Below are 21,361 nucleotides of genomic sequence, written 5' to 3'. Positions count from 1 at the left end.
CTTAATGCATAAGCCGAAGGTAACCATTTCATTATGCCGAGGCGGATCGCGCCGGACAAGTGTCGGGTGGTGCCCCGACGTGACGCATTGGTTTGACTCGGTCTTCGCTGCAAGGTAAGAACTAAACCGTTCAGTACAATTTGTTCCCTTGTCCCCCGGATCGCCATGAAAAAGCCCGCCGCCATCACCCTTGCCCTGATTGCCACCCTCGCCGGGAGTTGGGCGGCCTATCGCTGGGCCACCGAATGGCGCTGGATCGAGACGACCGACGACGCCTATGTCGAGGGCGACATCACGCAAATTCAGCCTAAAGTCCCCGGCCACGTTGTGCAACTTATTGCTGAGGACAACCACGCGGTGGCCAAGGGCGACGTCCTGGTCCGGATCGACGACCGCGATTATCGCGCCCGCGTCGATGAGGCCCGCGCCGTCCTGGCGGCAAAGCGGGCCAGTCTGGTCCAACTCGACCAGAAGATCGCGGTGCAGGAAACGGTGATCACCCAGTCCGGCGCCTCGGTCGCCTCGGCCCGCGCCGAAGTCGCCCGCGCCCGGGCCGATCACGAACGGACCTCCCGGCTGGTGCGCGAGGATTTCGTCAGCCGCCAGCGCTTCGACGTGACCCAGGCCGACGCCGCCAAGGCCGAGGCCGGGCTGGCCGGATCGGGGGCGCAGGCCCAGGGGGCGCGGCGTCAACTCGGGGTGCTGATCAGCGAACGGGCGATTGCCGAAGCCGAGGCCGATCAGGCCAAGGCGGCGCTGGATCTGGCCGAAATCGATCTGGAGGCGACGGTGATCCGGGCTCCCGTCGATGGGATCGTCGGTAACCGCGCCGTCCGCGACGGACAATATGTCCGCACCGGGCAAAATCTGCTGTCGGTGGTGCCGCTGGCCTCGGTGTGGGTCGATGCCAATTACAAGGAAACCCAATTGAGCCGGATCCGGCCGGGTCAAAAGGCGACGATTGCCGTCGATGCCTTTGGCGGGCGCGAGATCGAGGGGCGGGTCGACAGCTTCGCTCCCGCCTCGGGGGCGCGGTTCAGCCTGTTGCCGCCCGAGAACGCGACCGGCAACTTCACCAAGGTGGTGCAGCGGGTTCCGGTTCGCATCCGTCTGGCCGAAGGGAACCCGCTGGCCGGGCAATTGCGTCCCGGCCTGTCGGTGACCGCCCAGATCGACACCAGCGAGCCGGGACGGTGAGCTCCGCCGACCCGGCCGAGATCCGTCCCGAGGACCGCACCGTCTCGGTCCGCGACTGGATCGGCTTCATGGCGATGGTGGTGGGGATGTTCATGGCGATTCTGGATATCCAGATCGTCGCCAGTTCGATCGCCCAGATTCAGTCGGGGATCGCCGCCTCGGCCGACGAGGCGACCTGGGTCCAGACCTCGTACCTTGTCGCCGAAGTGGTGATGATCCCGCTGTCGGGCTGGCTGTCGCGGGTGTTTAGCACCCGCTGGCTGTTCTTCGTTTCGGCCTCGTCCTTCACCCTGGCCAGCGCGCTGTGCGCGATGTCGTGGAGCATCGAATCGATGATCGTGTTTCGCGCCCTCCAGGGCTTCCTGGGCGGCGCGATGATCCCCACCGTGTTCACCACCTCGTTTACCCTGTTCCCGCCCAAGCGCCAGCCGTCGGTGTCGGTGCTGATCGGGCTGGTGGCGACGATGGCCCCGACGCTGGGGCCGACCCTGGGCGGCTGGCTGACCGAAAGCACCAGTTGGCATTGGCTGTTCCTGGTCAATATCGTGCCCGGTGCGCTGGTCGCCGTCACGGTTCTGCTGTTCGCCCGCCGCGTGCCGATGCGTCTCGACATGCTGAAAGGCTTCGACCTGACCGGGATCGTGCTGGTGGCGCTGTTCCTCGGCACGCTGCAATACGTGCTGGAGGAGGGCAACCGCAACGACTGGCTCAACGACCACACCATCGCGACCCTGACCGTGGTGACGGTTGCCGCCGGGATCGGGTTTCTGTGGCGCGAGCTGGCCGCCAAGCATCCGGTGGTCGATCTGCGTGCCTTCGCCGACAGCAATTTCGCCGTCGGCTGCTTTTACAGCTTCGTCATCGGCGTCGGTCTTTATGGCTCGGTCTATGTCGTGCCGCTGTTCCTGGGGCAGGTGCGGGGCTATTCGGCGCTGGAGATCGGCATCACGATGATGGTGACCGGCGCGTTCCAGTTCCTGTCGGCGCCGCTGGCCGGGAATCTGATTCGCGTCCTCGATCCCCGGATGATGCTGGGGATCGGGCTGGCTCTGTTCGGCGGCGGATTGTGGCTGAACAGCGCGCTAACCTCGGCGTGGGGCTATTGGGAGATGTTCCTGCCCCAGGCGGTGCGCGGGCTGTCGCTGATGTTCTGCTTTGTGCCGATCAACGCGGTGGCGCTCGGCCATCTGCCCCCGGCACGGGTGCCCAACGCCTCGGGCCTTTATAATCTGATGCGTAATCTGGGCGGCGCGGTCGGGCTGGCGGCGATCAATACCGCGCTGACCCACCGGCTCGACCATCACATGCTGCGGCTGTCGGAACGGTTGACGGCGGCGCGCGGCAACGCGACCGCGATGGTCGATGGATTGACCAGCCGGTTCGAGCCGACCCTGGGCAGCGGGGCCGAGATGGCGGCGCTGAAGACGCTGTGGCAACTGACCCGGCGCGAGGCGCTGACCCTGGCCTTTTCCGACATCCTGATGCTGATGGCCGGGGTGTTCGCGATCAGCCTGCTGCTGCTGCCGCTGCTTCAGCCGGTGGCGCGCGGCGGCGGCGGTGGCGATCATTAAGGCCGATCCGTTCCCGGTCCTTGACTTCGACGCCACCGGTGTCCTAGCCTTCTCCTTTGTATGACCGGCGGATCCCCCGCCCGCGAACGACCGTGGCAAAACGACTTTTCATCAAGACTTTCGGCTGCCAGATGAACGTCTATGATTCCGCCCGCATGGCGGATGTCTTGGCGCCGCTGGGGTATGGCCCGACCGATCGGCCCGACGACGCCGACATGGTGATCCTCAACACCTGCCATATTCGCGAGAAGGCGGCCGAGAAAGTGTTCTCGGACCTGGGGCGGCTGCGCAAGATCAAGGAGGCGCGTGCCGCCGACGGCTTGCCGATGGTGCTGGCGGTGGCCGGGTGCGTCGCCCAGGCCGAGGGCGAGGAAGTGCTGCGCCGGGCGCCTTTCGTCGATATCGTGCTGGGGCCGCAGACCTATCATCGCCTGCCCGAGATGGTGGCCCAGGCGGCCCGGGCGGGCGGCGCGGTGCTCGACACCGAGTTCCCCACCGAACCGAAATTCGACTTCCTGCCCGAAGCCTCGGCCTCGGGCACCAACGCTTTTCTGGCGATTCAGGAAGGGTGCGACCGCTTCTGCACCTTCTGCGTCGTCCCCTATACCCGGGGTGCGGAATATTCACGCCCGGCGGCGGCGGTGCTGGCCGAGGCCGCGTCGCTGGCGGCGCAAGGGGTGCGCGAGATCACCGTGATCGGTCAGAACGTCAACGCCTGGCACGGCGAACCCGGCTGGGATCTGGGGACGCTGCTGACCGCGCTGGCCAAAATCGACGGGATCGAGCGGCTGCGCTACACCACCTCGCATCCGCGCGACATGAGCGAGTCGCTGATCGCCGCCCATCGCGATCTGCCCGAACTGATGCCGTTCCTTCACCTGCCGGTCCAGTCGGGGTCGAACCGCATTCTGACCGCGATGAATCGCGGCCATGACCGCGACCAATACCGCCGTCTGGCCGACCGCCTGCGCGCGGCCCAGCCCGATCTGGCCCTGTCGTCGGATTTCATCGTCGGCTTCCCCGGCGAGACCGATGCCGATTTCGCCGACACCCTGGCCCTGGTGGCCGAGATCGGCTTCGTCCAGACCTATTCCTTCAAATACAGTTCGCGACCGGGCACCCCCGCCGCCGCGATGGAGGGTCAGGTTCCCGAAGCGGTCAAGGAGGCCCGGCTGGCCGAGCTTCAGGCCCTGCTGTACCGCCAGACCGAGGCGTTCAACCAATCTTGTGTCGGACGCGAAATGACCGTGCTGCTCGACCGTCCCGGTCGCTATGCCGATCAGTTGCTGGGGCGCAGTCCCTATATGCAGCCGGTGCATGTGCGTGCTCCCGGCCAGCGGATCGGCGATGTGGTGCGGCTGCGGATTGCCGCCGTCCACCCCAACAGCCTGGAAGCGGTTCCGGCGTGAGCGCGCCGTCTCCGGAGATGACCGTCCAGGTCCGCGAATTTCCCGACAATTCCCTGGCCCGGATGCTGTTCGGCCCGCATAACGAGAATCTCAACCGCATCGAGGCGGGAATGGGGGTCGCGCTCAATCCGCTTGGCAACACCGTCACCCTGACCGGCGGGGCCGGTCCGGTGGCCGAAACCGCCGAAGTGCTGGACGGGCTGTACGATCTGGCCCGCCGCCAGGGCTATCTCGAATCCGCCGATGTCGAGACCGCGATCCGGATGGTCGGGTCGGGGGCCGCCGGGTCCGAGGCGGTGATCCGCACCCGCAAGCGGACGATCACCCCGCGCACGCCGACCCAGACCGAGTATATCCGGGCGCTGGACCAAGTGCCGCTGACCTTCGGGCTTGGCCCGGCCGGGACCGGCAAGACCTATCTGGCGGTGGCCAAGGCGGTGGCGATGATGAGCGCGGGCGAGGTCGATCGCATCATCTTGTCGCGTCCGGCGGTCGAGGCGGGGGAGCGGCTGGGCTTCCTCCCCGGCGATCTGAAGGACAAGGTCGATCCCTATCTGCGCCCGCTCTATGACGCGCTGTACGACATGCTGCCGGGCGATCTGGTGGCGAAGAAGCTGCTGGCGGGCGAGATCGAGGTGGCGCCACTGGCCTTCATGCGCGGCCGCACCCTGGCCAACGCCTTCGTCATCCTCGACGAGGCCCAGAACACCACGCCGATGCAGATGAAGATGTTTCTGACCCGGATGGGCGAACATTCGCGCATGGCGATTACCGGCGATCCGAGCCAGACCGACCTGCCGTCGGGTGTGCGCTCGGGCCTGACCGACGCCCTCTCCGTGCTGACCGGCATGGAGGGCGTCCGCTTCGTCCGTTTCACCGACCGTGACGTGGTTCGCCACGATCTGGTCTCCCGCATCGTCCGCGCCTATGACCGGGCCGGGCGGGCCGACAAGGAAACCCCACCATCATGACCGCCCCCGTTGCCGAGATTGCCGTCAGTCTCGAAAGCCCCGCCTGGGTCGAGGCCCTGCCCGACATCGAGGCGCGGGTGCAAAGCCTGGTCCAACTGGCTTTGGCTGGCGTGCCCGACGACGTCCCCGACGGGCCGCTGGAATTGTCGGTGGTGCTGGCCGACGACGAAACGGTGCGGGCGCTCAACCGCGACTGGCGCGGCAAGGATGCGCCCACCAACGTGCTGTCGTTCGCCGCGCTCGACGACGAGGAGGCTCCGCTGGTCGAGGGCGCGCCGCTGCTGCTGGGCGACGTGATCCTGGCCTGGGAGACGGTGGCGGCCGAGGCCGCGGAAAGCGGCCGTCCGCTGGCCGACCATTTTTCCCATCTGGTGATCCACGGAGTGCTCCATCTTCTCGGCTTCGACCATCAAGACGAGGACGAAGCCGCCGAAATGGAAGGGCTGGAAACCCGCCTGCTGGCGAGCCTGGGCATCTCCGATCCCTATCAGGACGAGGATGACCGGCGATGAACGACCCTGGTGGCAGTCCCAGCCAGCGCGAGTCCGAGGCCCGGGATTCGTTGCTGCGGTCGGTTCGGGGCTGGTTGGGTCTGAGGCGTCGGGCGCGGGGCGGGGAAACCGTCCGCGAGGCGCTGGAGGAACTGATCGAGGATCGCGACGATTCCGAGACGCCGATCGACGATCACGAGCGGCAATTGCTCGGCAACATTCTGCATCTGCGCGGCGTTACCGCCGCCGACGTCAAGGTTCCCCGCGCCGACATCGTCGCGGTCGAATCCCGCACCACCCAGGAAGAGCTGATCCGGCTGTTCATCGCCTGCGGCCACTCGCGTCTGCCGGTCTATCGCCGCACCCTCGACGACGTCATCGGCATGGTCCACATCAAGGATCTGCTGGAAATCCTGGGCCAGGGCAAGCCGTTCAGCCTGCCCCGGATGGTGCGCCGCGTCCAGTTCGTCGCCCCCAGCATGCGCGCCACCGACCTGTTGCTGGAAATGCGGCTGCGCCGCAACCACCTTGCCCTGGTGGTCGATGAATATGGTGGCATCGACGGTCTGGTGACGATCGAGGATCTGGTCGAGCAGATCGTCGGCGAGATCGCCGACGAGCACGACCATATCGAGGATGCCGATATGACCGAGCTGGCCGACGGCACCCTGGAGGCCGACGCCCGCACCGCGATCGAGGATTTCGAGGAGCGGATGGGCGAGGTTCTGACCGACGAGGAGCGCGAGGAGGTCGAGACCCTGGGCGGTCTGGTTTCCTTCGTCGCCGGACGGGTGCCGGGCCGGGGCGAACTGATCAACCATTCCGCCGGTCTGGAATTCGAGGTGATGGACGCCGATCCGCGCCGGGTCAAGCGGGTGCGGGTGCGGCGGATGCCGCAGGACCGGCTGTCCGCTCCCCAGCCGGACTGACCCACTTTCCCCAAGGAAGCCGTGATGAACACCGCCCGCGTCTTTACCGCCGCTCGCGTCCTGGCCGACCGTCTGGCCGCTTTGTCGGGCTGGCGGCGGCGGCTGACCCTGGTCGGGCTGGGGGCGTTCGGCGCGCTGGCCCTGCCGCCGCTGTCGCTGTTGCCGGTGCTGCTGCTGTCGCTGCCCGCTTTGGTGTGGCTGTTTGATGCCGCCCCCACCCGCCGCGCCGCCTTTGGCGTCGGCTGGTGGTGGGGCTGTGGCTGGTTCATCGTCGGGCTGTATTGGATTTCCTATGCCCTGCTGGTCGATGCCGCCAAATTCGGCTGGATGATTCCGTTCGCGGTGTTCGGCCTGTCCGGTCTGCTTGCCGTCTTCCTGGGGGCCGCCACCCTGGCGACGCGGCTGATCGGCGCGCGCGGGACCGGGCGGGTTGCGGTGCTGGCAGGGCTGTGGACGCTGGCGGAGTGGCTGCGCTCGTGGATGCTGACCGGCTTTCCGTGGAATTCGCTGGGCTCGGTGTGGGATGTCAGCTTGCCGGTGCTGCAACTGGGCGCAATCGGCGGGTTGTGGGGGCTGGGGCTGCTGACCGCTTTGGCGGCGATGGCTCCGGCGCTGCTGGCGGATCGGCCGTCGCCCCGGCGGCTGGCCCTGGTCGCGCTGCTGACCATCGGGCTTCCGCTGGTGGCGTGGGGTGGCGGGGCGCTGCGGCTGGCGTTGGTGCCGCCCGCCGAGACCGGGCTGACGCTGCGGGTGGTCCAGCCCCACATTCCCCAGGGGACCAAATGGCTGGAGGACCGGCGCGACGGCCATCTGTTCGACGCGGTGGCGTTGTCGCGGGGGACGTCGCTGGACGGCATCGCGGCGGTGGTCTGGCCCGAGGCGGCGGCGCCGTTCTTCCTTAATCTCGACGATGCCCACCGGGCCTATGCGGCGCTGGCGGCCCCGCCCGGCGGGCTGTTGTTGACCGGAGCGTTGCGGATCACTCCGCGCGGGGAGATTCCGTTCCGGCTGTGGAATAGTCTTTATGCCATCGCTCCCGGCGGCGCGATTGTCGCTTTGTTCGACAAAGCCCATCTGGTGCCGTTCGGCGAGTATGTGCCGCTGCGCTGGCTGTTGCCGATCGACAAGGTCACCAACGGCTCGACCGATTTCTCTCCCGGACCGGGGCCGCAAACGCTGACGCTGCCCGGATTGCCCCCGGTCGCGCCGCTGATCTGTTACGAGGCGATCTTCCCCGGTCAGGTGCTCGGACGCGGCCAGCCTCGGCCGGACTGGATTCTCAACATCACCGACGACGGCTGGTTCGGCCTGTCGGCGGGTCCGTACCAGCATTTGGCGGCGGCCCGGTTGCGCGCGGTCGAAGAGGGATTGCCGCTGGCTCGCGCCGCCAATACCGGCATCTCGGCGATGTTCGATCCGCTGGGGCGCGAGGTGGCGCGGCTGGGTCTGGGCGAACGCGGCAGCTTCGACGCGGTGCTGCCCCGGCCGGTCGCGATCACGCCCTATGGCCGTTTTGGCGATTCGCTGCCGCTGGCGCTGGCACTGGCCTCAATCGCTGCCGGATTGGCCGGGCGCGAGGGGAGGCGGGGCTGACGCTCCGATCTGGGGTGGTTCTAAGCCCACCCGCAAGACGTGTTGACTTGTCTCAGGTCATCGCCCTAATCTGAGCCCGATAACCTCCACCCAGCGGGACTGATCATGGCCCCCCCCAAGAGCCGCGACGATACAACCGGCCTGACACCTGCTCCGCGCCGCAAGGCCAATCGGGGCCGCACCGAAGACGGTGATCCCAACCCGATTGATATCCATGTCGGCGCGCGGGTTCGTCTGCGCCGCACCCTGCTGGGGATGAGTCAGGAAAAGCTGGGCGAGGCGATCGGTCTGACCTTTCAGCAGGTCCAGAAGTACGAACGCGGCGCGAACCGGATCGGCGCGTCGCGGCTGTTCGATTTGTCCCAGGTGCTCGACGTGCCGGTGTCGTTCTTTTACGACGACATGCCCGAGGCGTTGGCTCAGGCCAGCCCGGCGGAATATTCCAGCCGCTCGTTCGGTCTGGCCGAAGAGCCGACCGGGTTCGATTCCGATCTACTCAGCCGCCACGAGACGCTGAATCTGATCCGGGCCTATTTCGCCATTCCCGACCCGAATGTGCGCAAGCGGGTCTATGAACTGGCCAAGGCGCTGGCGGCGACGGGCGAAAACCGCGACTGATCCCGCCCCAGACGGGCACGAACTGCCCGATTCGGTCAAAATCCTCCTCTTCGTTGCGACCGGCTGTGCTATATAGCCGCGGATCACACGCCCTTATTCTGCCCATTCCCCCCGGAGGTCCTTGACCCATGTCCGCTTCGCTTCCCATTCGCCGCGCCCTGATCTCGGTCTCGGACAAGACCGGGTTGCTTGATTTCGCCCGATTTCTTGCCGATCGCGGCGTCGATATCCTATCGACCGGCGGCTCGGCCAAGGCGATGCGCGACGCGGGGCTGACGGTTACCGAGGTCGCCGACCATACCGGCTTTCCCGAGATGCTCGACGGGCGGGTCAAGACCCTGCACCCCAAGATTCACGGCGGCCTGCTCGGCATTCGCGGCAATGCCGTCCACGAGGCGGCGATGGCCGAGCACGAGATCGCTCCGATCGACCTGCTGGTGGTCAATCTCTATCCGTTCGAAGCGACGGTGGCGCGCGGGGCCGATTTCGAGACCTGTGTCGAGAATATCGACATCGGCGGTCCGGCGCTGATCCGGGGTGCCGCGAAGAACCATGACGGCGTTACCGTTCTGGTCGATGTCGAGGATTACGCCGCGGTGATGGCCGAGATGGAGGCCCACAACGGCGCCACCACGCTGGAACTGCGCCGTCGCCTTGCCGCGACCGCCTATGCCCGGACCGGGGCCTATGATGCCGCGATCTCGCGCTGGTTCGCCGGTCAGGTCGGCGAGACCTTCCCCCGTCGCGTCGTCGTCGCGGGCGAATTGCGCCAGGGTCTGCGCTATGGCGAGAACCCGCACCAGCAGGCGGCGTTCTATGCCGGCGGCGCGGCCCGGCCCGGCATCGCCACCGCCCGTCAGGTCCAGGGCAAGGAACTGAGCTACAACAATCTGAACGACACTGACGCCGCCTTTGAACTGGCGGCCGAATTCGACCGTCCCGCCGTCGCGATCATCAAGCACGCCAATCCGTGCGGCGTGTCGGTCGGCGACGATCTGGTCTCGGCCTATCGCGCCGCTTTGGCCTGCGACCCGGTGTCGGCGTTCGGCGGCATCGTCGCGGTCAACCGTCGCCTTGACGGGGCCACCGCCGCCGAGATCGCCCATTTGTTCACCGAAGTGGTGATCGCCCCCGACGCCGATGACGATGCCGTCGCCGCCTTTGCCGCGAAGAAGAACCTGCGTCTGCTGCTGACCGGGGCGATGCCGGACCCGGCGGCGACCGGTTTCACCCTGCGCACCGTCGCCGGTGGCCAATTGTTCCAGACCCGCGACAATGGCCGCATCGCCCTGTCCGATCTGAAGGTTGTCACCAAGCGGACTCCGACCGAGCACGAACTGGCCGACCTGCTGTTCGCCTTCCGTGTCTGCAAGCACGTCAAGTCGAACGCGATCGTCTATGCCAAGGACGGCGCGACGGTGGGGATCGGGGCCGGTCAGATGAGCCGGGTCGATTCCTCGCGGATCGCCGCCTGGAAATCGCGCGAGGCCGCCGAGGCCGCCGGTCTGTCCGAGCCCGCGACGGTGGGGTCGGTGGTGGCGTCCGACGCCTTCTTCCCCTTCGCTGACGGTTTGCTGGCCGCCGCCGCCGCCGGGGCGACCGCGGTGATCCAGCCGGGCGGTTCGGTCCGTGACGCCGAGGTGATCGCGGCCGCCGACGAAGCCGGTCTGGCGATGGTGTTTACCGGGATGCGTCACTTCCGGCACTAAAGGCGAAGAGGGGCGGCGCGATGCCGCCCCTTGCCTTTGGCGGCGGTCTTGGCCATCCTCGGTCGCAAGCGGCGGGGATGGAAAAGCATGAGCCGACTGATCGAGGACTGGCGCGACCGCAAGGGGCACGAAGACGACGGGCTGCACGAAAAGTTGCGCGTCGGGCTCGAGGTCGGCCGGATCCAGCTTTATACCGATGCCCGCATGATTGATTTCGACGGGTCGCCGGTCCATTGCCATTGGGACCATCTGTTGCCGCTGACCGGGTTGATGACCCTGGCGCTGGTTATCCTGCTGGCGGGCGGGCTCGCCCTTGGCATCATCGCGATGACCTTGTTCGTGATGGTCTATCTGCTCGGCAATCGCTATTACGTCGCTTGGCGACTGCGGACCCGGACGGTGGCCTATCTGTGCCAGGACGTCGCCCATGTCCAGGCGCTGTGGCGGCTGGGTGGGATCGCCTTGGTGGTGCCGGGCACCGGCGAGCCGCCCTGTGTCGCGCCCAAGGGCGATTGGCGCAAATTCATCCGCCGCCATTTCGGCGAGGCTGTTCCGGCACCGGAACGGATTCCGCTGGTCCCGGTGCCGGTATCGACCCCGGTATCGGCACCGCCGAGTCCCGAGCCTGAGGTGATCCCCCCGCCACCGCCTGTTCAGCCGCCACCGCCGCCTCCGCCACCGCCACCGCCGGTTCAGCCTCCGCCGCCTCCGCCGGTGATCGAGATGGCCCCGCCCCGGGTCGTGCCGCCACCGCCGCCGCCACCCGCCGATGTGGTCGAGCCGCCTGAACCGGCCGGATACGAATCGCCACGCCCCGGCGCGCGCTGGGACTCGATCCTCGACGACGAAAAACCGCCGCGCGACGAGGTGTTGCCATGATTCTGGACCCGCGCCGGGCCGAATGGTGAAGCTGTTCGAACCGCGTCAGCCGCGCCGCCGTCCGGTGACGACCGACGAAGTCCATCTGTGGCGGACGGTCGTCGGCGACGTTCATCCCTTGCCCGGTCGCGCCCGTCCCGATCCCGCCACCGCCGTCGCTGCGCCGACTCCGATCGCCTCCGCCCCGCCGCCGCCCGGACTCGCTCCGGCCCGGCCGTCCAATCCGCCGCCGCCGCCGCGTCGTCCCACCGGCGGTCTGCCCGCGCTTGATCACGGCCACGCGCCCGGACTTGACCGCCGCACCGCCGAACGGATGAAGCGGGGCGAACTGGCGATCGAAGCGGTGCTCGACCTGCACGGTCACGTCCAGGACCGCGCCCACGCCGAGTTGCACAGTTTCATCGACCGGGCCTGGGCCAGCGGTCGCCGTCTCGTTCTGGTGGTGACCGGAAAAGGGCAGGGCGGCGATGGCGTGCTGCGCCGTCAGGTGCCGCGCTGGCTGAACCAGAGTCCGCTGCGCGAGCGGGTGATCGGGTTCAGCCATGCCCGCCAGCATCACGGCGGCGAGGGCGCCCTGTACGTCCTGGTCCGCCGCCGCCGCGAGTCGCGCTAGCAGAGTGTGGCCCCCCTTCGGGGGCGTTTGCCCCCGTACCCCCAACCGGGAAGCACGGCTTCCCGGACCTTTTTCTTTTTTAAGTCATTGAAATAAAGAGAAACTGGAGGTTCGGAGGCTGGCCTCCGAACGGGTCCGGGCGGTAGCCCGGCCGCGAAAGCGGAGCTTTTCTACACCCTGTCAGGCCCCGCGTGCCGCCGCGATGAAGGCGCGGATCAGCTCGGGCGATTTCACCCCCGGCGCGGTTTCGACCCCGGACGAGACATCGACCGCCTTGGCCCCGGAAATGCGGATCGCCTCGGCGACATTGGTGGGGGTCAGACCGCCAGCCAGGAACCATTGCAGCGGCCAGCGCCGCCCGGTCAGCACCGACCAATCGAAGCTGACGGCATTGCCGCCGGGCAGGCTCGACCCCTTGGGCGGGCGGGCGTCGAACAGCAGCCGGTCGGCGACGCCGAGATAGGAATCGGCGGCGGCGAGATCGTCGGGACCGGCGATCGGGATCATCTTCATCACCGGCACGCCATATTCGAGACGGATCGCCTCGACCCGCTCGGGGCTCTCGTTGCCGTGAAGCTGCAACAGGTCGAGCCGCACGCCGCCGATGACGGCATCGAGCAGGGCATCGTCGGGATCGACCAGAAGGCCGACCCGCGAGACCGGGCGTTCCAGATAAGACAGCAGTTCGGTCGCCCGCTCGGGCGTCACCGCGCGCGGGCTTTTCGGATAGAACACCAGTCCGACATGATCGGCGCCCGCCTCGATCGCCGCCTCCATCGCGTCTTCGTCGGTGATTCCGCAGATCTTGACCTCGACCGTCACGAGCCGTTCCTTTCGATTTCCTGTCGCGGGCGGCCTTGTCCAAAGCCCCCGAAATGTGCATTCTTGCGCCGAATTGCCCGCCGATCCAACGGGAAGCCGGGCCGAGTGTCAACCCCTTGAGATCGAGACCAGAGCCATGGCGGAAGCCGATATCGAAGGCAACAGATTCCAAGCCGACCAGCCCCAGATCGCCCCCGATTATTTCGTCAAGGGTGCCAGCCAGTACGATTGGGGCATGAAGAACCGGCTGGCCCGCGTCTTCAATCCGGCCTCGGGTCGGACGGTGATGCTGGCGATCGATCACGGCTATTTCCAGGGTCCGACCACCGGGCTGGAGCGGATCGACCTCAACATCCTGCCGCTGCTGCCCGATTGCGACGCGTTGTTCTGTACCCGTGGCGTGCTGCGCTCGATGGTGCCCGCGGCCTCGCACAAGCCGATGGTGCTGCGCGCCAGCGGCGGCCCCAGCATCCTGAAGGAGCTGTCGGACGAGCAGATCGCGATGGACATGGAAGATGCGGTTCGCCTCAACGCGGCGGGCGTCGGCATCCAGGTCTTCATCGGCGGCGAGCATGAAACCCGCTCGATCCACAACATGACCCGGCTGGTCGATGCCGGTCTGCGCGTCGGCATTCCGGTGATGGGCGTCACCGCCGTCGGTAAGGACATGGTGCGCGACGCCAAGTACTTCCGCCTCGCCTGCCGGATGATCGCCGAACTGGGCGCGCAATACGTCAAGACCTACTACGTCGCCGAAGGGTTCGAGACGATCACCTCGTGCTGCCCGGTGCCGATCGTGATGGCTGGCGGCAAGAAGCTGCCCGAACTCGACGCGCTGACGATGGCCTATAACGCCGTCCAGCAGGGCGCGGCCGGTGTCGATATGGGCCGCAACATCTTCCAGTCGGATTGCCCGCAGGGAATGATGGCGGCGATCAACGCCGTGATCCACCAGAACCTGCCCCCGGCCCAGGCGCTCGACCTGTACCGGACGATCAAGGCGGAAACCGCCACGGTCTAAACCGGGGCTGCCCTCCGGATCAACCCTCTCCCACCCGGTGGGGGAGGGTTTTTTCGTGGCCGGGCAAATTGCCGCGATCTTGTCCCGCGCTTCGTGACAGCGGGAAAAATCCCTTTATACTGCGGCCCGTTTCATCCCCCCATCACGGAGAGGCGTTGCCATGAAGGGCGAAGTCAAGAAGGTGGTGCTGGCCTATTCCGGCGGCCTCGACACCTCGATCATTCTGCGCTGGTTGCAGGATCAGTATGGCTGCGAGGTGGTGACCTTCACCGCCGATCTCGGCCAGGGCGAAGAGCTGGAGCCCGCCCGCCAGAAGGCTCTGTTGATGGGCATCAAGCCCGAGAACATCTTCATCGACGATCTGCGCGAGGAATTCGTCCGCGACTTCGTCTTCCCGATGTTCCGCGCCAACGCGCTGTATGAAGGTGTCTATCTGCTGGGCACCTCGATCGCCCGGCCGCTGATTTCGAAGCGCCAGATCGAGATCGCCAATCAGGTCGGGGCCGACGCCGTCGCCCATGGCGCCACCGGCAAGGGCAACGATCAGGTTCGCTTCGAACTGGGCTATTACGCCCTGAAGCCCGACATCAAGGTGATCGCGCCTTGGCGGCTGTGGGATCTGACCAGCCGCACCCGTCTGCTCGACTTCGCCGAGAAGCACCAGATTCCGATCGCGAAGGACAAGCGCGGCGAAGCGCCCTATTCGACCGACGCCAACCTGCTCCACATCTCCTATGAGGGGAAGGCGCTGGAAGATCCGTGGGTCGAGCCGTTCGACGACATGTTCACCCGCTCGGTCAGCCCGGAACAGGCTCCGGACAAGGCGACCTATGTCGAGATCGAGTTCGAGAAGGGCGACGCCGTCGCCATCGACGGCGAGCGTCTGTCGCCCGCCGCTCTGCTGACCCGGCTGAACGCCTTGGGCGGGGCCAACGGCATCGGCCGCCTCGATCTGGTCGAGAACCGCTTTGTCGGCATGAAGTCGCGCGGCGTCTACGAGACCCCCGGCGGCTCGATCCTGATCGTCGCCCATCGCGGTATCGAAAGCCTGACCCTTGATCGCGGCGAAGCGCATCTGAAGGACGAGCTGATGCCGCGCTATGCCGAGTTGATCTATAACGGCTTCTGGTTCGCCCCCGAGCGGATCGCGATCCAGACGATGATCGATCAGGTGTCCGAGAACGTCTGTGGCACCGTCCGGCTCAAGCTCTACAAGGGCTCGGTCAGCGTCGTCGGCCGCAAATCGCCGAAATCGCTCTATCGCATGGATTATGTCACCTTCGAGGAAGACAGCGTCTATGACCAGCGCGATGCTCAGGGCTTCATCAAGCTGAACGCGCTCCGGATGCGTCTGGCCAAGATGGCGCGCGGCTAAGAGGACTGGGTCCGGTCGGGGCGGCAATCCCGCCTCGACCGGAAGCGGACGATAAACGGGGGAAGACGACATGAGACGGAGAAGTCGGGGCCAGTCCGACGGGAGTCGGGTGGCGGGCAGTCTGGCGGCGGGGGTGGTCCTGTTGGCCGTGGCGGGGCTGGTCGCCGAAGGCGCGGCCCGGATCGCTTTTCCCCGATGGAAGGAATTTAACGCCGACCGGGTCCAGGACAAGACCGACATCGCCGGTCTTGGCGCGGTGACGATCGGACGCGCCGGATTCGACGGCTGGATCGCCCAGCCCAACGGCGATTTCCGCACCCATATCCAGATCAACGCCGCCGGATGGCGCGCCGATGAACCGGCAGAGGCCGCCGATGGCCGCCTGTGGGTATTGGGCGAGTCCTTTGCCTTTGGCTGGGGCGTCGAGGCCGAGGAAACCTTTGGCGCGGTCGCCGCCCGCACGCTGGGTCTGCCGGTCTATGGGGTTGCCAGTCCGGCGGCCGATCTGGCGGTCGATCGGGCCTTGCTGGCGCGGATGCCCGCCACCGTTCATCCCCGCGCCGTCGTGCTGGGCCTGTCGGTCGAAACCGATCTGCGCGACTACGATCATGCCGTCACCGCCGAGCCGCCGCGGACTCTGGCGACCCGGTTGCACGACGCCCGCGAGACGGTCGCGAAGCGCTCGGCGCTCTATACCCTGGTGTCTCAGTTGGTCGCCCGGGTCGATGGTTCGAACAACGCTCCGGCCGCCGCCCCTGTCGCCGCGTTGCCCCAGACCGTTGACGAGGGGCGGATCGCCGCGATTCTCGAATCCAGCCTGGCCCGGATCGGGCAGATTCGCGCCGCTCTTCCCGCCGAGGTGCCGCTGGTGGTGCTGGTGATCCCGGCGCGTGACGACGTGCGCACGGGCGATGCGACCTATCGGGCGTTGCGGCTGGGCGTGGTCGAGCGGCTGACGGCGCAGGGCATCGCGGTGGTCGATCCGTTCGACGCCCTGGCGGCGGTGGGCGAGGCCAAGGTGCATTTCCCCCATGACGGCCATTGGTCGGCCCAGGGCCATCGGCTGGCCGGTGAGGCACTGGCGCGGACGCTGGCTCCGCTGGTTCCGGCTCCGGCCCCGGCCGCGATTCCGGTCGTGGTTCCGGTCCCGGTTGCCGCCCCGGTTGCCGCCCCGGCTCCGGCTCCGGCTCCGGTCGAGGCTCCGGCGGCCCCGGTTACCGCCCCGGCTCCGGTTGTGACTCCGGCTCCGGCTGCCGCCCCGGCCCCGGACGCGAAGCCGTAAAAACGGCGGGGGGTGGGGGCATCGCCCCGCACCCCCCAAGCCCTTGCTCGATGCTGTCAGAGTTTAGCGGAACACCACCGTGCGCGAGCCGTTCAGCAGCACGCGGTGTTCGGTATGCCAGCGCACGGCGCGAGCCAGCACCACGCTTTCGATATCGCGCCCCATCGCCACCAGCTCTTCCGGGGTATGGGTGTGATCGACACGTTCGACGCCTTGTTCGATGATCGGGCCTTCGTCGAGGTCGGCGGTGACATAGTGAGCGGTGGCACCGATGATCTTGACGCCGCGGGCGTGGGCCTGGTGGTAGGGCTTCGCCCCCTTGAAGCTGGGCAGGAAGGAATGGTGGATGTTGATCGCCTTGCCTTGCAGCCGCACGCACATTTCGGTCGATAGAATCTGCATATAGCGGGCCAGCACCACCAGATCGGCCCCGGCCTCGTCGATCACCTGGAGCACCTTGGCTTCCTGGGCGGCCTTGTCGTCCTTGTCCGAGGGGAAATAATGGTAGGGGATGCCGTGCCACTCGACGATGCCCTGCATGTCGGGATGGTTCGAGATCACCGCCGGAATCTGGATCGGCAGCGAACCGGCGTGATAGCGGTGCAGCAGATCGTTGAGGCAGTGGCCGAACTTCGAGACCAGGATCACCACCTTGGCCTTGCGGGTGGCGTCGTGGATGTGCCAGATCATCTGGAAGCGCGAGGCGACCAGGGTGAACAGCTTCCGGAGTTCCGGAATATGCGGGGTCATCGCCCCGGTCTGGAACACGACGCGGAGGAAAAAGCGCCGCGACAGCGGGTCGCCATATTGCGATGCTTCGGTGATGAAGCAATCGTACTGGCTGAGGAAGCCCGCGACGGTGGAGACGATGCCCACCGTATCCGGGCAGGTAATGGTCAGCACCCAGGCTTTTTTCTCGGCCATGATCGAATCCTCCAGGCGTCCGTGCGATCCGAGGATGGTCTTATCCGACCCGGAGTGGGACGCCAAGACGGCAATCGGCCCCTTGCGTTTTTTTCCCAAATCGCCCAAGGTCCGACGTGGTCGGCACCGACGCCCGCGTCGGCCCGGCCATGCTTCGGTCCCGGACTATGGCGAGGAAACAGCCCGATGATTACTGTCTATTACAAATCGGGCGACGCCCAATGGAAGTACGAGCTTGAAGAGTCGGAACACGAATACATCATCAAGAACGTGCTTGAGGACAATCCCGATCTGACCGAGATGTTCGACGATTCGCTGGAAATTCTCCGCGATATCTCGGCGATGGACGAAGATGAGATGGACGAAGAGGACGAGATCGATCAGACGATCGCCGTCGCGTACATCTGGCACTATTTCAACCATCTCGCCGAAGGCGACGACCGTATCGAGGGCGATATCGTCCTGATCGAGGAAGACGACGGTTCGGGCGTCACCGTGCTGCCCGCCGACGCGCTGGGCGACGAAGAAGACGACGAAGCCGCGAAATAAACCGGCGATCGGTTTTTAGACCTCTCCTCCGGAAAACCGCCGTAAGGCGGGGATGTCGGCCAGGATCACCTCGCGCCCGCGGGCTTCGACCCCGTGGGCGCGCAGTCGTGCCAGGGCGCGGGACAGACTTTCCGGCGCGATGCCGATCCGGCTGGCCAGGACGGTTTTGCTGAGCGGCAGCCGGACCCGCCCGTCCGCCTCGCCCGCCGGAGCCAGCCCGAGCAGGAACGCCGCCAGCCGTTGCGCGGGCGAGCGGCTTTTCAGCCCGGCGATTTCGTCGGCCAGCCGTCCGCGCCAGCGGGCCAGACCGGACAGCAGGGTCAGGCCCAGCACCGGGCGCTCTTCCAGGCGGCGCAGGAACAATGCCGCCGGAATGTGGACCAGCCGCGATCCGGCCGACACCTCGCAATGGAGCGGGAACAGGCCCGACGACAAGATCGCTGCCTCGGCGAACGAGCAAATCGGGTCGAACAATTCGATCACCGATTTCTCGCCTGTTTCGGTGAGAAGGAACAGCGTCGCCCGTCCCGCCAGCACGATGAAAAAGCGGTCGGCGGGGTCGCCCTGGGTGAACAGCGGCGCGGCCTCGGGATAGGACACGGCGCGGGACTCGCCCAGCAGCAGGGCAAGGTCATCGCCGCTTAACCCTGTCAGCAGGGGGGCGCGGGCGCTCTCGGCAAGGTCGTCGGGGCCAAGGCTCATGCATCGTCCTCTTCGGCGCAAAAGGCGCGCAGCCGGACCAGATCCTCGACCTCCAGACATCCGTCGTCGGCGGCGGTGACGCCGACCGCCTCCAGCCGGGTCAGGGCGCGCGACAGGCTTTCCGGCTGCATTCCCAATTGCTCGGCCACCAATCGCTTGTCGTAGGGCAGCCGCAGCCGGGCCGGGCCGTCATCGTCGGCGGTGAGGGTCAGCAAAAAGCCGCCCAGTCGTTGCGCCGTGGTCTTCAGCTTAAGCTCGGCGATCTGGCGCAGCATTCCCCGCAGCCGCAGCGACATCGTCGCCAGCAACTGGCGCATCAGATCGGGCCGTTCGGCCAGTCGGGTGCGGAACGGCCCGGCCGGAATCGCCAGCACGGTCGCTCCGGCCAGCACCCGCGCTCCGGTGCCGTGGCGACCGTCGCCGAACACCGCCTCGTCGCCGAGCAGGGCGTCGAGACCGGCAACCTCGACCACCGAGCGGCGGCCCCCGGTCTGACGCGACAGCTCGACATGGCCGTCGAGAACGATGTGCAGGGTATCGGCGCTTTGGTCGGGGCGGAACAGGGTATGGCGGTGGGGCAGGCGCAGCAGCGCCGCGCCGTCGAGCAGACCGGCCAGATCGGCCCGGTCAAGCTCGGCGAACAGCGGCACGCGCTGCACCCGCCGTAACAGTTCGGTTCGCAGCGGTGGGATCATTGCCCCTCGACCGCGTTGGCGCCACCGCGTCCCTCGGCCGCCAAGGGGGCTCCGGCAAAGGCGGCATCGCCGGGCAGGGTCACCACGATCCGGTCAAGCTGGGAGATCGCGGCGCGGCCCGAGCCGGTGACCAGCTTCAGGACATGGCCGCCCTGGCTGCGGCTGGCATCAATGAAGTGGAAGTGAAAGCCCGGCGCGTTCATTCCCTTGACGTAGCCGGGGAGGCGAAAGCCGAGCAAGGTGCCGCTGACGTCCTGGTGGACGAAGGTGACCTGGCCCTTCAGCGCCTCGAGCAGCGGCGGATAAGGCGGGGTCTGGCGCGGCACCGAGCGCAGGGTGAGGGCGGAGAAGGTGCCGTCGAGGCGGATCGCCTGGGGATGGTTGGCGGGCGGCAGCAGCCGGTCGAGCCAGGCTTCGAGCCCGGGCAGGTCCAGGCCCGCCGGAACCTCGGCGCTGATTGTCGGGGTGAAGGGGGTGACCATCGCGAACGGCGTCGCCATCTCGGGGGACAGCGCTACCGCCCGCCCGTCGGTGCCGACGCGGAAGAAGCGGCCATCGACCGCCACCATCTCGCCGTCGAGGCCGTTGACGGTGCCCAGACCCAGGGTGCCGTGACGCGACAACTCGCCGATGGTGACTTCGCCGTCATTGACGCCCTGCATCAGCGCGGTCAGCAACGAGACCTGATACAATTCGGCCGCACTGGCCGGGCCGGTATATGTCATGCAGACGGCAAAGATTGCGGCCAGAAAACGCTTCATGATCCTACTTCCCTCCCCGATGGTGGCGAGACGCCCGGACACAAGCTTATACTGTCCGAAGAGACGGAGCCAGAAACCGCAGATGAGCTTTTCCTCGATCGCCTTTGTCGCCGCCGACTCCGAGGCCGCAACGGCGGCACTGGCCCGATTGTGTCGGCTGTACCCCCACGTTCCCCCCGAGCAGGCCGAGGTGATCGTCGCCCTGGGCGGTGACGGCTTCATGCTCGAAACGCTGCACCGCTTCCGCGAGTTGCGGGTGCCGATCTATGGGATGAACCGGGGCAGCGTCGGCTTTCTGATGAACATTTACAACGAAGCGAACCTGCAACAGCGGCTCGACCGCGCCCAGCCGGTGGTGCTGAACCCGCTGAAGATGCGCGCCCGCACCGCCGATGGCGGCCTGTCCGAGGCGCTGGCGATGAACGAGGTGTCGCTGCTGCGCCAGACCCGTCAGGCCGCCAAGCTGCGGATTCGGATCGACGGCAAGGTTCGGCTCGACGAACTGGTTTGCGACGGGGTGCTGATTTCGACTCCGGCCGGCAGCACCGCCTATAATCTGTCGGCACACGGTCCGATTTTGCCGCTGGGGGCGGGGATCAACGCGCTGACTCCGATCTCGGCCTTTCGCCCGAGGCGGTGGCGTGGCGCGTTGCTGCCTCAATCGGCCTGCGTGCTGTTCGAGATTCTCGAGGCCGACAAGCGCCCGGTCAGCGCCGTCGCCGACTTTACCGAGGTCCGCGACGTCGTCGAGGTCGAGGTCCGTCAGGACCGCGACACCGATCTCGAATTGCTGTTCGATCCCGAGCACAATCTCGAAGAACGCATCCTGGCCGAACAATTCATGCCGTAGCGTTTGTTCGGGTGAAGGGACAACACCGTTCCCGTCCTGGCTGGCCCCCGGGTCAAGCCCACGGCTGTCCGGTTTAAATTTCTGGACTAAGTGCACGGCGTTGATTCTACTCGTGTTCAGACGTTGGCGCGTCTCCTGGACACGAAATTGGAGCCAACACCGTGCGACACAAGAATAGCGTTCTTCACGACCTTTTGAAGCATGTTCCGTGGGGTGAGTTCGACCGTCTGGTCAGCGAGCACAGGGCGGACAAGCATGTCCGTCGTCTTTCGACGAAGAGTCAGTTTGTCGCGCTTTTGTACGGCCAGCTTTCGGGAGCAACCAGCCTCCGCGAGATCGTCGGCGGCTTGGAGAGCCACGCGGCCCGTCTCTACCATGTGGGCGGGCGCACGGTGTCACG

22 protein-coding genes are annotated in these 21,361 nt (G+C 66.8%); 17 read left to right on the top strand and 5 right to left on the bottom strand.

All coding sequences use genetic code 11. The features are described from left to right. Positions 1 to 165 precede the first annotated feature (165 nt). From BLW40_RS02240 to BLW40_RS02190, 11 genes are all read left to right on the top strand, one after another. Positions 166 to 1,197 (top strand): HlyD family secretion protein, encoded by a 1,032-nt coding sequence (locus tag BLW40_RS02240; protein WP_074765146.1) that lies wholly within the window; start codon positions 166 to 168, stop codon positions 1,195 to 1,197. Continuing rightward, the gene (locus BLW40_RS02235; protein ID WP_083386586.1) at positions 1,194 to 2,768 is read left to right on the top strand and encodes a DHA2 family efflux MFS transporter permease subunit; all 1,575 of its coding nucleotides are present in this window, start codon (positions 1,194 to 1,196) and stop codon (positions 2,766 to 2,768) included. Before BLW40_RS02240 ends, BLW40_RS02235 begins: the two co-directional genes overlap by 4 nt. A gap of 92 nt (positions 2,769 to 2,860) precedes the next feature. After that, entirely contained in the window at positions 2,861 to 4,177 is a 1,317-nt protein-coding gene (miaB, locus tag BLW40_RS02230) for a tRNA (N6-isopentenyl adenosine(37)-C2)-methylthiotransferase MiaB (RefSeq protein WP_074765144.1), read from the top strand. A 17-nt stretch (positions 4,178 to 4,194) separates the two neighbouring features. Continuing rightward, positions 4,195 to 5,148 carry a PhoH family protein gene (locus tag BLW40_RS02225; RefSeq protein ID WP_074765142.1) on the top strand — a complete coding sequence of 318 codons (954 nt, stop codon included), beginning with the start codon at positions 4,195 to 4,197 and terminating at the stop codon, positions 5,146 to 5,148. Then, positions 5,145 to 5,660 (top strand): rRNA maturation RNase YbeY, encoded by a 516-nt coding sequence (ybeY, locus tag BLW40_RS02220; protein ID WP_074765140.1) that lies wholly within the window; start codon positions 5,145 to 5,147, stop codon positions 5,658 to 5,660. The genes BLW40_RS02225 and ybeY overlap by 4 nt, the downstream gene beginning before the upstream one ends. Beyond that, positions 5,657 to 6,568: a hemolysin family protein gene (locus BLW40_RS02215; RefSeq protein ID WP_074765138.1), complete on the top strand. Its 912-nt coding sequence runs from the start codon at positions 5,657 to 5,659 to the stop codon at positions 6,566 to 6,568. Before ybeY ends, BLW40_RS02215 begins: the two co-directional genes overlap by 4 nt. A gap of 24 nt (positions 6,569 to 6,592) precedes the next feature. Next, positions 6,593 to 8,161, top strand: coding sequence for an apolipoprotein N-acyltransferase (gene lnt / locus BLW40_RS02210; protein ID WP_074765136.1), 1,569 nt, complete (start codon positions 6,593 to 6,595; stop codon positions 8,159 to 8,161). Positions 8,162 to 8,266: 105 nt separating this feature from the next. Next, positions 8,267 to 8,779: a helix-turn-helix domain-containing protein gene (locus BLW40_RS02205; protein WP_074765134.1), complete on the top strand. Its 513-nt coding sequence runs from the start codon at positions 8,267 to 8,269 to the stop codon at positions 8,777 to 8,779. A gap of 128 nt (positions 8,780 to 8,907) precedes the next feature. Beyond that, on the top strand, positions 8,908 to 10,488 hold the full coding sequence (gene purH / locus BLW40_RS02200) for a bifunctional phosphoribosylaminoimidazolecarboxamide formyltransferase/IMP cyclohydrolase (RefSeq protein ID WP_074765132.1): 1,581 nt from the start codon (positions 8,908 to 8,910) through the stop codon (positions 10,486 to 10,488). Positions 10,489 to 10,575: 87 nt separating this feature from the next. Then, the gene (locus BLW40_RS02195; protein WP_074765130.1) at positions 10,576 to 11,367 is read left to right on the top strand and encodes a hypothetical protein; all 792 of its coding nucleotides are present in this window, start codon (positions 10,576 to 10,578) and stop codon (positions 11,365 to 11,367) included. A gap of 22 nt (positions 11,368 to 11,389) precedes the next feature. Beyond that, the gene (locus tag BLW40_RS02190) at positions 11,390 to 11,980 is read left to right on the top strand and encodes a Smr/MutS family protein (RefSeq protein WP_074765128.1); all 591 of its coding nucleotides are present in this window, start codon (positions 11,390 to 11,392) and stop codon (positions 11,978 to 11,980) included. A gap of 180 nt (positions 11,981 to 12,160) precedes the next feature. On the opposite strand, the gene BLW40_RS02185 is transcribed toward BLW40_RS02190, so the two are convergent. Beyond that, positions 12,161 to 12,802 (bottom strand): phosphoribosylanthranilate isomerase, encoded by a 642-nt coding sequence (locus BLW40_RS02185; RefSeq protein ID WP_074765126.1) that lies wholly within the window; start codon positions 12,800 to 12,802, stop codon positions 12,161 to 12,163. A gap of 136 nt (positions 12,803 to 12,938) precedes the next feature. On the opposite strand from BLW40_RS02185, the gene lsrF reads away from it, so the two are divergent. The 3 genes from lsrF (at position 12,939) to BLW40_RS17770 (ending at position 16,480) form a co-directional block, all read left to right on the top strand. Further along, positions 12,939 to 13,823 (top strand): 3-hydroxy-5-phosphonooxypentane-2,4-dione thiolase, encoded by an 885-nt coding sequence (gene lsrF, locus BLW40_RS02180; protein ID WP_074765124.1) that lies wholly within the window; start codon positions 12,939 to 12,941, stop codon positions 13,821 to 13,823. A 160-nt stretch (positions 13,824 to 13,983) separates the two neighbouring features. After that, positions 13,984 to 15,198, top strand: a complete 1,215-nt coding sequence (locus BLW40_RS02175; protein ID WP_074765122.1) for an argininosuccinate synthase — start codon at positions 13,984 to 13,986, stop codon at positions 15,196 to 15,198. Between the two features lie 70 nt (positions 15,199 to 15,268). Beyond that, a complete protein-coding gene (locus BLW40_RS17770; RefSeq protein ID WP_211656704.1) occupies positions 15,269 to 16,480 on the top strand; it encodes an alginate O-acetyltransferase AlgX-related protein in 1,212 nt (403 codons plus the stop codon). A 63-nt stretch (positions 16,481 to 16,543) separates the two neighbouring features. Here the strand turns inward: BLW40_RS17770 and purU are convergent, their stop codons facing one another. Beyond that, positions 16,544 to 17,404 (bottom strand): formyltetrahydrofolate deformylase, encoded by an 861-nt coding sequence (gene purU / locus BLW40_RS02165; protein WP_074765760.1) that lies wholly within the window; start codon positions 17,402 to 17,404, stop codon positions 16,544 to 16,546. A 186-nt stretch (positions 17,405 to 17,590) separates the two neighbouring features. On the opposite strand from purU, the gene BLW40_RS02160 reads away from it, so the two are divergent. Next, positions 17,591 to 17,953 (top strand): hypothetical protein, encoded by a 363-nt coding sequence (locus BLW40_RS02160; protein WP_074765117.1) that lies wholly within the window; start codon positions 17,591 to 17,593, stop codon positions 17,951 to 17,953. Between the two features lie 15 nt (positions 17,954 to 17,968). Here the strand turns inward: BLW40_RS02160 and BLW40_RS02155 are convergent, their stop codons facing one another. Genes BLW40_RS02155 through budA form a run of 3 tightly spaced genes read right to left on the bottom strand, consistent with a single transcriptional unit; the run spans position 17,969 to position 20,111 of the window. Next, on the bottom strand, positions 17,969 to 18,655 hold the full coding sequence (locus BLW40_RS02155) for a Crp/Fnr family transcriptional regulator (protein WP_074765115.1): 687 nt from the start codon (positions 18,653 to 18,655) through the stop codon (positions 17,969 to 17,971). Continuing rightward, the gene (locus BLW40_RS02150) at positions 18,652 to 19,350 is read right to left on the bottom strand and encodes a helix-turn-helix domain-containing protein (RefSeq protein ID WP_074765114.1); all 699 of its coding nucleotides are present in this window, start codon (positions 19,348 to 19,350) and stop codon (positions 18,652 to 18,654) included. The genes BLW40_RS02155 and BLW40_RS02150 overlap by 4 nt, the downstream gene beginning before the upstream one ends. Beyond that, the gene (gene budA, locus BLW40_RS02145; protein WP_074765112.1) at positions 19,347 to 20,111 is read right to left on the bottom strand and encodes an acetolactate decarboxylase; all 765 of its coding nucleotides are present in this window, start codon (positions 20,109 to 20,111) and stop codon (positions 19,347 to 19,349) included. The genes BLW40_RS02150 and budA overlap by 4 nt, the downstream gene beginning before the upstream one ends. A gap of 82 nt (positions 20,112 to 20,193) precedes the next feature. On the opposite strand from budA, the gene BLW40_RS02140 reads away from it, so the two are divergent. After that, entirely contained in the window at positions 20,194 to 20,961 is a 768-nt protein-coding gene (locus BLW40_RS02140; protein ID WP_074765110.1) for an NAD kinase, read from the top strand. 161 nt (positions 20,962 to 21,122) lie between these two features. Next, positions 21,123 to 21,361: DUF4372 domain-containing protein (locus tag BLW40_RS02135; RefSeq protein ID WP_139305461.1), on the top strand; the 239-nt coding region annotated here is incomplete at its 3' end.

The organism is Magnetospirillum fulvum, from assembly GCF_900108475.1.
Classification (GTDB): Bacteria; Pseudomonadota; Alphaproteobacteria; order Rhodospirillales; family Magnetospirillaceae; genus Phaeospirillum; species Phaeospirillum fulvum_A.
This window is presented reverse-complemented; position numbering and strand designations above follow the sequence as displayed.